This window comes from Streptomyces sp. NPDC048337 (assembly GCF_043201175.1).
Lineage (GTDB): Bacteria > Actinomycetota > Actinomycetes > Streptomycetales > Streptomycetaceae > Streptomyces.
In genome coordinates this window covers 25,196-38,166 of record NZ_JBICYR010000031.1, presented here as the reverse complement: position 1 = coordinate 38,166, position 12,971 = coordinate 25,196, and the positions used below count along the sequence as shown (strand labels likewise).

The window sequence follows — 12,971 nt, the reverse complement described above, 5'->3', positions numbered from 1 at the left end:
GGCCTTCCGTGCTGCGTCAAGTCACGTCTTCCGGTGGCATGACGGGGATGGCGCCGTCACGCCTACTGGAGACATGAGAACGGCGGCCCCTTCCGCCGGCCCCACCCCTTCAAGGAGAGCACTCGTGTCCTACGACCTTCACGCCCGGTCCAAGCGTCGGATCGCACGCCTCGCGCTGGCCCTCACCTCGGCCGCCTTCGTCTCCGGGGCGATCGCACTTCCGGCCTCCGCGGCGACGGCGCCCGCGGCCCGCCCCTCGGTCGTGGGCGTCCTTTCCGACACGCCCCCGGACGACGTCGACTTCGGCGGTGGTGGTGCCCCCGAGCCCTACATCCCGCCCAGCTCGGCGAGGGGTGGCGATGGAGGCAGCGGCGGCAAGGATCTCGGCGGGATCGGCGGCAACGGCGGTGATCACGACCCGAGCAGTCACCGCGACCCCCACGGTGCCTACGGACCGACCTCGTGCGAGCAGGGCTACGTATGGCGGGACAGCTACGACGGCGACAACCTGTGCGTCACACCGGGAGAACGCCAGGAGGCCCACGACGGCAGGGTCAACCGGGAGCCCGGCGGTGGCGCCTACGGGCCGAGCACGTGCAAGCAGGGCTACGTATGGCGGGACAGCTACGACGGCGACAACCTGTGCGTCACACCGGCCGAGCGGGACGCCGCCAGGCCTTTCTGGCGGTAACCCGACGAAGGGCCCCGGCCGGGGAATCGACCGGGGCCCTTCGGACGCGCTGTGCTGTGCGGTCAGCCGCCGCACTGGCAGGGGGCGCCGGACTGGCAGCCGCAGCCGCAGCCCGAGCCGCAGCCGCAGGCCGCGAGCAGCGGGAGGCGCAGCGGCTCCGGCTTCGGTGGCTGGTCCTGTTCCGGGGTGATGGGGACGGGGGAATCGGGCATGGTTCCTCCTCGCAGGCGGCGTACAGGGAGTCGTACTTGCCTTCGCCTCATTCATGCCCAGTGCCACCGGCGCGTCAACGGCGCACGGGGGCAGAACGGCTCAGACGCCCTCGACCTGGGTCGGCTGCTGGAGCTCGTCCGCGTGCTCGCCCGTCACCAGGTAGACCACGCGCTTGGCGACCGACACCGCGTGGTCCGCGAAGCGCTCGTAGTAGCGGCCCAGCAGGGTCACGTCGACGGCCGTCTCGATGCCGTGCTTCCAGCGGTCGTCCATCAGGTGCTGGAACAGCGTGCGGTGCAGCTGGTCCATCTCGTCGTCGTCCTGCTCCAGCTGGAGCGCCAGGTCGACGTCCTTGGTGATGATCACCTCGGCGGCCTTCGCCATCAGGCGCTGGGCCAGCTGCCCCATCTCCAGGATCGTGGCGTGCAGGTCCCGCGGGACCGCCGTGTCCGGGAAGCGCAGCCGGGCGAGCTTCGCCACGTGCTGGGCCAGGTCACCGCTGCGCTCCAGGTCGGCGCTCATGCGCAGCGAGGTGACCACGATGCGCAGGTCGGTGGCGACGGGCTGCTGGCGGGCCAGCAGGGCGATGGCGCGGGCCTCCAGGTCGTGCTGGAGGTCGTCGACCTTCTGGTCGGCGGCGATGACGCTCTCGGCGAGCTTCAGGTCGGCGTCGAGCATGGACGTCGTGGCCCGCCCGATCGCGGAACCGACGAGCCGGGCCATCTCGACCAGGCCTTCTCCGATCGAGTCCAGTTCCTCGTGGTACGCGTCGCGCATGTCTCGTGTCCCTCTCTCGACCTACTAATGCGGTAGTGCCCGGGGCGGGCCGGGGCGGCCTTTTGGCCCCACGTTGACACGTTGAGCCGCAAACGCGTCCGACTCCGGCATCACAAGTGAATCAACCCCGTCGCCAGGGTGAACTCTGGGCGACGACTGTTCGAGGTGCCACCCGAACGGCTGTGGAAGTGTCGTCGCGCCTGCTTAACCTGGATGCATGGACGTGAACGCGGCGGTCGCCGCAGCTGCAGCGATCGCCGGTCTTTGCACCGGTGTGATCGCGATGCTGGCGTTCCGCTGGAGCGAGCGCGACCAGGCCCGCCCCACCCGGAGCTCCATGCGCCCCGACATCAACGCGGTGCTCCCGCCCGGCGTGGACACCGTCCTCTCCGTGCTCCGGTCCTCCGCCGTCGTGCTCGACGAAGGCGACGCGGTGGTCAAAGCCAGCTCCGCCGCCTACGCCCTCGGGCTCGTACGGGGCGGCAAGCTCGCCGTGGAGCCCATGCTCCACATGGCCCGCGACACCCGCCGCGACGGGGAGATACGCCAGGTCGAGCTCGACCTGCCCCGGCGCGGCACCGGCCGAGGCGAGGCCCTGGCCGTCTCGGCGCGCGTGGCCCCGCTCGGCTCCCGCCTGGTGCTCCTCCTCGTCGAGGACCTCACCGAGGCCCGCCGCATCGAGGCCGTACGCCGAGACTTCGTCGCCAACGTGTCGCACGAGCTGAAGACGCCGGTCGGCGCGATCTCCCTGCTCTCCGAGGCCGTCATGGACGCCTCCGACGACCCCGAGGCGGTCAGCCGCTTCGCGGGCCGCATGCAGATCGAGTCCACCCGGCTCATCAACCTCGTGCAGGAGCTCATCGACCTCTCCCGGGTCCAGAACGACGACCCGCTGGAGGACGCCGAGCCCGTCCGCGTGGACACGCTGGTCGCGGAAGCGATCGACCGCTGCCGCCACACGGCGTCCTCCAAGCAGATCACCATGGCCGCGGGCGGCACCGCCGACCTGCGCGTCTGGGGCAACCGCGGGCAGCTCGCCGCAGCCCTCGGAAATCTGGTCGAGAACGCCGTCAACTACAGCCCCGCCCGCACCCGCGTCGGCATAGCCGGGCGCAGGGTGGCGGCACCGGGGGGAGACTTGATCGAGATCGCCGTGACCGACCAGGGCATCGGCATCCCGGAAAAGGACCGCGAGCGCATCTTCGAGCGCTTCTACCGCGTGGACCCGGCCCGCTCCCGCGCCACGGGAGGCACCGGCCTCGGCCTTGCGATCGTGAAGCACGTGGCGGCCTCGCACGGCGGGGAGGTGTCGGTATGGAGCTCCGAGGGCCAGGGCTCCACCTTCACCCTGCGCCTCCCCGAAGCGGCCGCGCCGGCCCCGGCGACGGATCCCGCACCCGCCCGAACCCTGCCTGAATCCGAAACAGCACCAGCCATCCCTGCCCCGGAGGTCCTTCCGTGACCCGAGTGCTCGTCGTCGAGGATGAGGAATCCTTCAGCGACGCCCTGTCCTACATGCTCCGCAAGGAGGGCTTCGAGGTCGCGATCGCCGCGACCGGGCCCGACGGGCTCGACGAGTTCGAGCGCAACGGTGCCGACCTCGTCCTCCTCGACCTGATGCTCCCCGGCCTGCCCGGCACGGAGGTCTGCCGGCAGCTGCGCGGCCGCTCCAACGTCCCCGTGATCATGGTGACCGCCAAGGACAGCGAGATCGACAAGGTCGTCGGGCTGGAGATAGGAGCCGACGACTACGTCACCAAGCCCTTCTCCTCGCGGGAGCTGGTCGCCCGCATCCGCGCGGTCCTGCGCCGCCGCGGCGAGCCGGAGGAGGTCACCCCGGCGGCTCTGGAGGCGGGGCCCGTACGGATGGACGTCGACCGCCACGTGGTCACCGTCGCCGGCGGGAAGGTGGACCTCCCGCTGAAGGAGTTCGACCTGCTGGAGATGCTGCTGCGCAACGCGGGCCGCGTGCTGACCCGCATGCAGCTGATCGACCGGGTCTGGGGCGCCGACTACGTCGGCGACACCAAGACCCTCGACGTCCACGTCAAGCGCCTGCGCGCCAAGATCGAACCGGACCCGGGTGCCCCGCGCTACCTGGTCACGGTCCGCGGCCTCGGCTACAAGTTCGAGCCGTAAAGCAGTATGGGAAGGGCCCCGGTCGCCGATGCGACCGGGGCCCTTCCTCGTGTCTGCGTACCTCAGTGGCCCGCGGCGTGCGAGGCGCTGCCCGACGGGGTGCCGGACGGGGTGCCCGTGGCCGCGCCGGTGGCGGCGCCCGACGGGGTGCCCGAGGGGGTGCCGGACGGGGTGGCCGCGGGGGTGCCGGAGGCGCTGGGGCCAGCGGCCGGGGCGGTGGTCGGGCCGTAGGCCGCGTACATGCCGTTGCCCGGGACCACGAAGGCCTCCAGCTCGACGTCGCCCGTGCTGCTCAGCTGGAAGACGACCTTCTGCACGTCGCCGTCCTTGGCACCCTCGGCGCCGCCCTCGACCACGGCGGAGGCGTTGCCCTTGCCGCCCAGGACCACGGAGCCGCCGGCCGGCACGGTGACCTTGCCGTCGCCCGCGGCCGCCTTCAGGGTGACCTTGGCCTTGCCGCCCGCGAGGGTGATGCCGTCAAGGGTCTGCGGCGTGGTGCCGGTGTTGAAGACGGTCGCCGAGACGGCGGCCGGGCCCTTCTTCTCCTTGCCGCCCTGGGTGATCACCAGCGCGTTCTGGATCTTGATGTCACCCTTGGTGGCGGCGGCGTTGTCCGGCTTGATCTGGAGGGTCTGCGCGTCGTTGCCCGCACCGCATGCGGCCAGCGAGGCGATCGAGAACACGACGGCGGTGGCGGCGAGGGCGCCGCGTCGAAGGCTGCGGCTCACGGCGGCGGCAACTCCTTGGACGTACGGAACGGGCGGGTGGGCTCTCGGAACGGCCGAGGTAAAGCCGCTCTAAGGGTGTGTCAGCGCGCTTAGGTTACCGAGCCGCCGCCCTGCCCCCGCACCCGACCCTCCGCAGCGCGACGGCCACCCTCGGCACCGTCCCGCGATCTTGCATTCACGGCGCCGTTCGCCGCGCCGATCGCCGCCCCGATCATGTGGTGCCGCATTCCGGCCGCCGCGCCCCCGGTGATCAATTTCCGGATTCCCCCGAACGCGGCTCCGTGATCAATTCCCGATTGGGCCGGAACCCGATCCGTATGGACGCCCGCCAGTCGAACGGAGTAGTTCGGTTTCCCGACGCCGAACCCGGCAAAACGGGGCGTACGTCACACTGACGCGGGTGCCGGACGGGTGTAGCGTGGCCCTTTCGCCTGGTCCGCACAGCACCCCCGACCTGCGAATACCCCCTTCCGCAAGCCCTCCGCAGCACGTTCCCGTTGCTGTTGTCAAGCCCTGAGATGGGCCCTGACCTGCGAAAACGCCATTCATAACAGTCAGTTCTCGTGTTACCCTGGATAGCCACGGAAGGGGTACCTGTCACATGACGTTCAAGGTTGGCGACACCGTGGTCTATCCCCATCACGGGGCCGCGCTGATCGAGGCCATTGAGACTCGTCAGATCAAAGGCGTGGACAAGACCTACTTGGTGCTCAAGGTCGCTCAGGGCGACCTGACGGTTCGTGTGCCTGCGGACAATGCGGAGTTCGTCGGTGTTCGCGACGTAGTCGGCCAGGACGGGCTGGACCGGGTCTTCGAGGTGCTTCGCGCACCGTATGCAGAAGAGCCGACGAACTGGTCCCGGCGCTACAAGGCAAATCTGGAGAAGCTCGCTTCTGGCGATGTCATCAAGGTCGCCGAAGTGGTGCGTGACCTGTGGCGTCGTGAGCGTGAGCGCGGGCTTTCCGCGGGTGAGAAGCGCATGCTCGCGAAGGCGCGCCAGATCCTGGTGAGCGAGCTCGCGCTCGCCGAGAACACGAACGAGGACAAGGCCGAGGCCCTCCTCGACGAGGTGCTCGCGTCCTGACGCGAGTCCCCGTACCGTTCGAGTTCTTCGAGTTCACCGAAGTTCAGTAGAACAGTGTGTACACAGTTGTGCCGCGGTGCCCGATGACAAGGCCTCTCCTCCACGAGAGGCCTGTTGCCGGGCGCTGCGGCATGTCTGTTTCCCCACCCGCGTCTCAACCCGCATCCCTCTGGCGTGCCGGGTCCGGGCAGCCTGCTCGACCTGTCGTCACGGAAGGGGCGAGGGCGTCGCACCCGGCACCCTTCAGGCCATACCCATGTCGGCCGAAGTCACAAACCTGGCTCGGAGCTACTGATGTCTGACGAAACGCGCCCCCACCGGACCGCCGCCGTGATCCCGGCCGCCGGCCGCGGGGTCCGCCTCGGCCCCGGCGCCCCCAAGGCCCTGCGGGCCCTCGGCGGCACCCCCATGCTCATCCACGCGGTCCGCGCGATGGCACGCTCCCGCGCGGTCTCCCTCGTGGTGGTCGTCGCGCCCTCCGACGGGGCCGACGAGGTGCGCCTGCTCCTGAACGAGCACGCGCTGCCCGACCGCACCGAGATCCTGGTCGTCCCCGGCGGGGAGACCCGCCAGGAGTCCGTACGCGCCGGTCTGCGGGCGCTCCCCGCGGACGTCACCTCCGTACTGATCCACGACGCGGCCCGCCCGCTGGTCCCCGTGGACACCGTGGACTCCGTCGTCGAGGCCGTCCGCGACGGCGCGCCCGCCGTGGTGCCCGCCCTGCCGCTGGCCGACACCGTCAAGGAGGTCGAGCCCGGCAAGCCCGGCGAGCCCGAGCCGGTCGTCGCCACCCCCGAGCGGGCCCGGCTGCGCGCCGTCCAGACCCCCCAGGGCTTCGACCTGGCCACCCTCCTGCGCGCGCACGAGGAGATCGCCGTGGACGGCGAGGGCGCCACCGACGACGCCGGCATGGTGGAGCGGCTCGGCGTCACCGTCGTGGTGGTCCCCGGTCACGAAGAGGCCTTCAAGGTCACCCGCCCGCTCGACCTGGTCCTCGCCGAGGCCGTACTCGCCCGCAGGAGGGCCACCGATGTCTACTGACCTCCCCGTGATCCCGCTCGTCGGCATCGGCACCGACGTGCACGCCTTCGAGACCGGCCGCGAGCTGTGGTGCGCCGGCCTGCTGTGGGAGGGCGAGGACGGCCTCGCCGGGCACTCCGACGGCGACGTCGCCGCGCACGCCGCCTGCGACGCCCTCTTCTCCGCCGCCGGCGTCGGCGACCTCGGCGCGCACTTCGGCACCTCCCGCCCCGAGTGGTCCGGCGCGGCCGGCGTCACCCTCCTGGCGGAGGCCGCCCGTATCGTCCGCGCCGAGGGATTCGAGATCGGCAACATCGCCATCCAGGTGATCGGCGTACGCCCGAAGATCGGCAAGCGGCGCGAAGAGGCGCAGAAGGCGCTCGCCGCCGCCGCGGGCGCCCCCGTCTCCGTCTCCGGCACCACCACCGACGGACTGGGCCTCACGGGCCGCGCGGAAGGGCTCGCCGCCATCGCGACGGCCCTCGTCTACCGGACGAACCGCGCGTAGCACGACGTACGAAGACACTTCTTCCGCAACAAAGAGTGCCCCGGGTCCCCAAAGGGTCGCGGGGCACTGCTACGGGCGCACTACCCTGGATGCCGTGACTATTCGCCTGTACGACACCAGCGCCCGGCAGATCCGCGACTTCACCCCGCTCGTTCCGGGCTGTGTCTCGATCTACCTCTGTGGCGCCACCGTCCAGGCCGCCCCGCACATCGGGCACATCCGCTCGGGCCTCAACTTCGACATGATGCGCCGCTGGTTCGAGTACCGGGGCTACGACGTCACCTTCATCCGCAACGTCACGGACATCGACGACAAGATCATCGCGAAGTCCGCCGATCAGCGCCGCCCCTGGTGGTCCATCGGCTACGAGAACGAGCGGGCCTTCAACGACGGCTACGCCGCCCTCGGCTGCCTCCCGCCCACCTACGAGCCCCGCGCCACCGGCCACGTCACCGAGATGGTCGAGATGATGCGCGGCCTCATCGAGCGCGGTCACGCCTACGAGTCCGAGGGCAACGTCTACTTCGACGTGAAGTCCTTCCCCGGCTACCTCTCGCTGTCCCGCCAGGAGCTGGACAACATCCGTCAGCCGGAGTCCAGCGGGGAGACCGGCAAGCGCGACCCCCGCGACTTCGCCATGTGGAAGTCGGTCAAGCCCGGCGAGCCCTCCTGGGAGACCCCCTGGGGCCGCGGCCGTCCCGGCTGGCACCTGGAGTGCTCCGCGATGGCGCACAAGTACCTCGGCGAGGCCTTCGACATCCACGGCGGCGGGCTCGACCTGATCTTCCCGCACCACGAGAACGAGATCGCCCAGGCCAAGGCCTTCGGCGACGAGTTCGCGAGGTTCTGGGTGCACAACGCCTGGGTCACCATGTCCGGCGAGAAGATGTCGAAGTCCCTCGGGAACTCGGTGCTCGTCTCCGAGATGGTCAAGCAGTGGCGCCCGATCGTCCTGCGCTACTACCTCGGCACCCCGCACTACCGCTCGATGATCGAGTACAGCGAGGAGGCCCTGCGCGAGGCGGAATCCGCCTTCGCGCGTATCGAGGGCTTCTACCAGCGCGTCATCGAGAAGGCCGGCGGGCCCGTCGAGCCCGCCGCGGAGGTGCCGCCCGCCTTCGCCGAGGCCATGGACGACGACCTCGGGGTCCCGCAGGCGCTGGCCATCGTCCACACCACCGTCCGCCAGGGCAACAGCGCGCTCGCCGCCGACGACAAGGACGCGGCCATCGCCCGCCTCTCCGAGGTGCGGGCCATGCTCGCCGTCCTCGGCCTGGACCCGCTCGACCCGCACTGGGCCGGCGAGGCCGACCGGGGCGAGGACCTCCACGGCGCCGTGGACACCCTCGTCCGCCTCGTCCTGGACCAGCGCGAGTCCGCCCGCGCCCGCAAGGACTGGGCGACCGCCGACGCCATCCGCGACCAGCTGCAGCAGTCCGGACTGGTCATCGAGGACAGCCCCACCGGACCGCGCTGGACGCTCGGCCCCCGCTGAGCCCGGGCAGCACAGCTTGGTGGCCGCCCGGAGCTCCGGGCGGCACACTCTTCATACGTACATATCGCAGCACCAACGAAAACAGGTAGAGGTCATGGCCGGGAACAGCCAGCGCAGGGGACGTCGGACGTCCAACAAGAAGGGCGCGACGGTCGGCAGCGGTGGCCAGCGGCGCAAGGGCCTGGAGGGCAAGGGCCCCACGCCGAAGGCCGAGGACCGCAAGGGCCACAAGGCGTTCCGCGTCTCCAACGCCATGGCCCGGCAGGCCGCCAAGCGCCGCCCGGCCCCGCGCCGCGGCGGCCCCAAGGGCACCAGCGAGATGGTCGTCGGCCGCAACCCGGTCTTCGAGGCGCTGCGCGACGGGGTCCCGGCCACGACCCTCTACGTCCAGCAGTTCATCGACAACGACGAGCGCGTCCGCGAGGCCCTCCAGCTCGCGTCCGAGCGCGGCAACATCAACCTGATGGAAGCCCCGCGCCCCGAGCTCGACCGCATGACCAACGGGCTCAACCACCAGGGCCTGGTGCTCCAGGTCCCGCCGTACGAGTACGCGCACCCCGAGGACCTCACCGCCGAGGCGTACGACAACGGCGAGGACCCGCTCATCGTCGCCCTCGACGGCGTCACCGACCCGCGCAACCTCGGTGCGATCGTCCGCTCCGTCTCCGCCTTCGGCGGCCACGGCGTGGTCATCCCCGAGCGCCGCGCCGCCGGTATGACCGCCGGTGCCTGGAAGACCTCGGCCGGCACCGCCGCCCGCACCCCGGTCTCCCGAGTCACCAACCTGACCCGCGCCCTCCAGGACTACAAGAAGGCCGGCATCGCCATCGTCGGCCTCGCCGCCGAGGGCACGCACGAGGTGCAGGACCTGGAGGCGCTGGGCGGCCCGGTCGTCATCGTCGTCGGCTCCGAGGGCAAGGGGCTCGGCCGTCTCGTGGGCGAGAACTGCGACTACCTCGTCCGCATCCCGATGCCGGGCGGCGCCGAGTCGCTCAACGCCGGTGTCGCCGCCGGCGTCGTCCTCTACGAGGCCGCCCGCCGCCGCGCTGACCGCGGCCGCGTCTGATCCCACGGGGTCTGCTTGATCCACTTGGCTCACGGAAAGTGACACGTGAGGCTGTCACCCCGCCCGTTCCGGGCGGGGTGGCTTGATCTTGACGGGTCTCGGACAGATCCCTGCTGTCAAGGCAGTGTCCTAAACACTGATCACTCGGTTAGATGAGTGTGGACACCAGAACGTCAGGGTTCGACGACCAGCCCGCGCTGAGCATGGTCAAGGTGCCGTGCGATCCCGCACAGGTCATCGTCAACCACGCCAGCTTCCGCGTGCGGCTCGCACCGAGCCCGAGCGCGCGTTCCAAGCCCGCGAAGGCCCCCGGCAGAGCGCCCGTCCTCGGCGGTGCCGTGGTCGCCGCCGCCGGCGCCACCCGGCGCCGCGCACCGGTCGTCTGGAGCGGCAAGTCCGACGCCGGCGACGCCGCGGTCATGGGCGGACTGCTCCAGGCCGTCCGCGAATCCGGTCGCGGGCACGAGGAGTACGACGGCGGCGCCACCCAGGTCATCCCGCGCATCGACCTCGCCCACGACCTCGCCGACGACACCCTGGCCACGCCGACCGTCATCGGCCAGCGCAGCTACTCGGGTGGGGGCTACGGGGACCACGGGAGCCAGGACGAGACGCGCCCGCTGGCCGCCGTACGGGACCTGCCGTACGAGCAGCCGCCCGGTTCCGGACCCGCCGGGCCCGGCGGACCCGAATCCCGCCGGACCGGGTCCGACACGCGCGGGCAGGCCTCCTACTACCCGGGCCGCCGGATGAACCTCGGCGTCGTGCTGCTCCCGCTGCGCGTCTTCCTCGGCTTCATCTCCATCTACGCCGGCATGGGCAAGCTGTGCGACCCCGTCTACTTCGACGGCGGCGAACGCGGCTCCATGGTCACCTGGCTGCACACCCTGCACCCCTGGGCGCTGGCCGAGCCGCTGCGTGACTTCGCGCTCGCCCACCCGGTCGGGGCCGGCCTCAGCGTCGCCTTCCTCCAGGTCATCGTGGGCGTGCTGACGGTGTTCGGGCTGTGGCAGCGGTTCGCCGCCTGTTTCGGGGCGCTGCTGTCCGCCGCGCTGCTGATGACGGTGAGCTGGCGGACCGTCCCCGCCTACGACGCGCCCGACATCATCTACCTCGCCGCCTGGAGCCCGCTGATCATCGCGGGCGCCCCGGTCTACTCGCTGGACGGGCGCCTCGCCGGCGAGGCCTGGCGCACCCTCGGGCCGCGCTCGGAGGTCTGGCGGCTGCGGCGGCGGGTCCTGCGCCGCGGGGCGGTCATGGCCACCGTCGTGTGCGGGCTCACCCTCCTCATCGGCTCCCTCCTCGGCGGGGCCGTCCGCTCCAGCACCGTCGTGACCGTGCCCGGGCCGGGACAGGCCCCCACCAACTACCTGCCGGGCCGGCCGCTTCCGCAGACCCCCGCCCGGCAGCAGCCCTCGCAGCAGCAGCCGTCGAAGGCGCCGCAGCCCAGCGCCACCGCCACCGAACCGGCCGCCAAGTCCGGCAAGGGCGCGACCGGCGGGCCCACCCGGGGTACCGCCGGGGCGGGCTCCGAGTCGCCCACCGCGACCAAGGGCACCGGCGGCGGCCAGCAGACCCCGCGCAGCACGCCGCGGCAGTCCGCGTCGCAGAAGCCGCCGACCTCGTCCGGTTCCGCGACCAGTGGCGGCACCACCCCGAGCAGGCAGCCCGGCCTGGTCGGGGGGCTCCTCGGCTGAGGCCGACGAACCGCATCGAGGGAACGAGGGGCCCGGCGCGCACGGCGTGCCGGGCCCCTCCTCGTGTGCCGGGCGGGCGAAGCATCGTAGGGGCGGAGCGGCGGGGGCGGGCGGAAAGGGCTCAGGGGGCCGTCTGCGCGGCCAACTCCCTTGCGGCCTCGGTCAGATCCTTGGCCGTGTCGATCGCCCGCCAGTAGGCCCCCTGGGGCAGCGGGAAGCCCGCCAGCCGGCGCTCGCGGGCCAGTCGCGGGAAGGTGGTGCGCTCGTGATCCCCCAAGTCCGGGAGCAGCGCGGCGAATTCGGGCCCGAAGGCGTACACGCCGGCATTGACCGGATACGGCGACGGCGGGGCCTCGATGAAGTCCAGCACCTGCCCGAACTCGTTCGTCTCCACCACCCCCCACGGGATCCGCGGGCGGGCGAGGGCCAGGGTCGCGATCGCCCCGCGCTCGGCGTGGAAGGAGGCCATCTCGCGCAGCGAGAAGCGGGTCCAGATGTCGCCGTTCGTCGCGTACCAGGCGCCGTCGGGCCGCGGGAGGTGGCGCGCGGCGTGCTTGAGGCCGCCGCCGCGCCCCAGGGGCTCCTCCTCGACCACCGTGGTCACGCGGAGCGGCAACTCGGCCCCGGCCAGCCACTCCTGGAGCACGCCCGCCAGGTGCCCGCAGGAGACCACGGCGTCCGTGACCCCCTCGGCGGCCAGCCACGCCAGCTGGTGCCCGATGATCGGCACCCCCGTCCCCGGGATCTCGACCATCGGCTTGGGACGGTCGTCCGTGTACGGCCGCAGCCGCGACCCCTGGCCGCCCGCCAGGACGACGGCCTGGGTGGGCGTGGCGGGGAACGCGGCTGCGGGAGGGGCGGATCGGGGGGTGTCGTTCATGGAGGCAGCGTAGGGACGCGGCGCGGGTCAGCCCATGGAGGCGACGCCGGAGGCGTACGAGGTGTCGCAGACGGGGCGGGCGAAGGACTGGGCCTTCGTCGGGCCGTAGGCGGTCACGGCGGCGCGCCCGAGGGCCCGCGCGATGCCCACGCAGTGCTCGGCGAGCGACGGCCGCTTGTCCACCTCCCGCTGGAGGTGGGTGAGGACGTCACCCGGCTCCTCGCCCTGCTGGAGCTCGCTCAGCAGCTTGTCGCGCAGCACGTCCTGTGCGGCGCGCGGCTTCGCGGGGACGGAGACGTCCTCGGCGGAGGCGGTCAGGATCTGGGAGGAGGAGGTGTCCGCCCAGGGGACCATGGTGACCGCGAGGGTCCCCGACAGGACGAGGACGACGGGCAGGACCAGGGCGAGGGAACGGCCGATACGGCGGGCAGTGTGGGTCACGAGGGCGAGAGTAGCGCTCGGTGAAGATTTGGCGACATTTAGTCACCCGGTCGGGGGATGGTTCGACGTGGCTTTTCGATTTATGGGTTGACGGTTGGGCCTGAATGCACGGGAGAGGGGCGGCCCCGCGGGTCGGGGGGCCCCCCCCGGCGGGGTCCGGCCGGCACCCCCGCGCCCGGGGCGGGGGGGAAACACGGGGTCACCCCCGCCCCCCGGCCCCCCGGGCGGGTGG

Annotated in this window: 14 protein-coding genes; 9 read left to right on the top strand and 5 right to left on the bottom strand. The window is 71.8% G+C overall.

The window, feature by feature from the left end; all coding sequences use genetic code 11:
* Window positions 1-124: 124 nt before the first annotated feature.
* The gene (locus ACGFYU_RS33810; RefSeq protein ID WP_393831120.1) at window positions 125-691 is read left to right on the top strand and encodes a hypothetical protein; all 567 of its coding nucleotides are present in this window, start codon (window positions 125-127) and stop codon (window positions 689-691) included.
* A gap of 62 nt (window positions 692-753) precedes the next feature.
* Here the strand turns inward: ACGFYU_RS33810 and ACGFYU_RS33805 are convergent, their stop codons facing one another.
* Together ACGFYU_RS33805 and phoU are read right to left on the bottom strand one after the other, a co-directional pair.
* On the bottom strand, window positions 754-903 hold the full coding sequence (locus ACGFYU_RS33805) for a hypothetical protein (RefSeq protein ID WP_393831119.1): 150 nt from the start codon (window positions 901-903) through the stop codon (window positions 754-756).
* 100 nt (window positions 904-1,003) lie between these two features.
* Complete coding sequence (gene phoU, locus ACGFYU_RS33800) at window positions 1,004-1,681, bottom strand: phosphate signaling complex protein PhoU (RefSeq protein ID WP_385179542.1); 678 nt, start codon at window positions 1,679-1,681, stop codon at window positions 1,004-1,006.
* 217 nt (window positions 1,682-1,898) lie between these two features.
* On the opposite strand from phoU, the gene ACGFYU_RS33795 reads away from it, so the two are divergent.
* Together ACGFYU_RS33795 and ACGFYU_RS33790 are read left to right on the top strand one after the other, a co-directional pair.
* Window positions 1,899-3,143, top strand: coding sequence for a sensor histidine kinase (locus tag ACGFYU_RS33795; RefSeq protein ID WP_393831118.1), 1,245 nt, complete (start codon window positions 1,899-1,901; stop codon window positions 3,141-3,143).
* The gene (locus ACGFYU_RS33790) at window positions 3,140-3,820 is read left to right on the top strand and encodes a response regulator transcription factor (protein WP_030387286.1); all 681 of its coding nucleotides are present in this window, start codon (window positions 3,140-3,142) and stop codon (window positions 3,818-3,820) included. The genes ACGFYU_RS33795 and ACGFYU_RS33790 overlap by 4 nt, the downstream gene beginning before the upstream one ends.
* A gap of 62 nt (window positions 3,821-3,882) precedes the next feature.
* Here the strand turns inward: ACGFYU_RS33790 and ACGFYU_RS33785 are convergent, their stop codons facing one another.
* Window positions 3,883-4,548: a DUF461 domain-containing protein gene (locus tag ACGFYU_RS33785; RefSeq protein WP_393831117.1), complete on the bottom strand. Its 666-nt coding sequence runs from the start codon at window positions 4,546-4,548 to the stop codon at window positions 3,883-3,885.
* A gap of 601 nt (window positions 4,549-5,149) precedes the next feature.
* On the opposite strand from ACGFYU_RS33785, the gene ACGFYU_RS33780 reads away from it, so the two are divergent.
* From ACGFYU_RS33780 to ACGFYU_RS33755, 6 genes are all read left to right on the top strand, one after another.
* On the top strand, window positions 5,150-5,632 hold the full coding sequence (locus ACGFYU_RS33780; protein ID WP_003953493.1) for a CarD family transcriptional regulator: 483 nt from the start codon (window positions 5,150-5,152) through the stop codon (window positions 5,630-5,632).
* Between the two features lie 294 nt (window positions 5,633-5,926).
* On the top strand, window positions 5,927-6,673 hold the full coding sequence (ispD, locus tag ACGFYU_RS33775; protein ID WP_393831116.1) for a 2-C-methyl-D-erythritol 4-phosphate cytidylyltransferase: 747 nt from the start codon (window positions 5,927-5,929) through the stop codon (window positions 6,671-6,673).
* Entirely contained in the window at window positions 6,663-7,160 is a 498-nt protein-coding gene (ispF, locus tag ACGFYU_RS33770; protein ID WP_393831115.1) for a 2-C-methyl-D-erythritol 2,4-cyclodiphosphate synthase, read from the top strand. Before ispD ends, ispF begins: the two co-directional genes overlap by 11 nt.
* Window positions 7,161-7,254: 94 nt before the next feature.
* The gene (gene cysS / locus ACGFYU_RS33765; protein ID WP_393831114.1) at window positions 7,255-8,655 is read left to right on the top strand and encodes a cysteine--tRNA ligase; all 1,401 of its coding nucleotides are present in this window, start codon (window positions 7,255-7,257) and stop codon (window positions 8,653-8,655) included.
* Between the two features lie 94 nt (window positions 8,656-8,749).
* Entirely contained in the window at window positions 8,750-9,721 is a 972-nt protein-coding gene (gene rlmB, locus ACGFYU_RS33760) for a 23S rRNA (guanosine(2251)-2'-O)-methyltransferase RlmB (RefSeq protein WP_393831113.1), read from the top strand.
* 152 nt (window positions 9,722-9,873) lie between these two features.
* Window positions 9,874-11,418, top strand: coding sequence for a DoxX family membrane protein (locus ACGFYU_RS33755; protein WP_393831112.1), 1,545 nt, complete (start codon window positions 9,874-9,876; stop codon window positions 11,416-11,418).
* A 121-nt stretch (window positions 11,419-11,539) separates the two neighbouring features.
* Here the strand turns inward: ACGFYU_RS33755 and ACGFYU_RS33750 are convergent, their stop codons facing one another.
* Both ACGFYU_RS33750 and ACGFYU_RS33745 read right to left on the bottom strand, forming a co-directional pair.
* The gene (locus ACGFYU_RS33750; protein ID WP_393831111.1) at window positions 11,540-12,298 is read right to left on the bottom strand and encodes an NDP-sugar synthase; all 759 of its coding nucleotides are present in this window, start codon (window positions 12,296-12,298) and stop codon (window positions 11,540-11,542) included.
* Window positions 12,299-12,325: 27 nt separating this feature from the next.
* Entirely contained in the window at window positions 12,326-12,739 is a 414-nt protein-coding gene (locus ACGFYU_RS33745; RefSeq protein WP_393831110.1) for a hypothetical protein, read from the bottom strand.
* Between the last annotated feature and the right edge of the window lie 232 nt (window positions 12,740-12,971).

Excerpts from the sequence above, each read along its gene's own strand:
- ACGFYU_RS33805 (WP_393831119.1), bottom strand. The coding sequence starts at position 903 with ATGCCCGATTCCCCCGTCCCCATCACCCCGGAACAGGACCAGCCACCG.
- phoU (WP_385179542.1), bottom strand. The coding sequence starts at position 1,681 with ATGCGCGACGCGTACCACGAGGAACTGGACTCGATCGGAGAAGGCCTG.
- ACGFYU_RS33795 (WP_393831118.1), top strand. The coding sequence starts at position 1,899 with ATGGACGTGAACGCGGCGGTCGCCGCAGCTGCAGCGATCGCCGGTCTT.
- ACGFYU_RS33780 (WP_003953493.1), top strand. The coding sequence starts at position 5,150 with ATGACGTTCAAGGTTGGCGACACCGTGGTCTATCCCCATCACGGGGCC.
- ispD (WP_393831116.1), top strand. The coding sequence starts at position 5,927 with ATGTCTGACGAAACGCGCCCCCACCGGACCGCCGCCGTGATCCCGGCC.
- ispF (WP_393831115.1), top strand. The coding sequence starts at position 6,663 with ATGTCTACTGACCTCCCCGTGATCCCGCTCGTCGGCATCGGCACCGAC.
- rlmB (WP_393831113.1), top strand. The coding sequence starts at position 8,750 with ATGGCCGGGAACAGCCAGCGCAGGGGACGTCGGACGTCCAACAAGAAG.
- ACGFYU_RS33755 (WP_393831112.1), top strand. The coding sequence starts at position 9,874 with ATGAGTGTGGACACCAGAACGTCAGGGTTCGACGACCAGCCCGCGCTG.
- ACGFYU_RS33750 (WP_393831111.1), bottom strand. The coding sequence starts at position 12,298 with ATGAACGACACCCCCCGATCCGCCCCTCCCGCAGCCGCGTTCCCCGCC.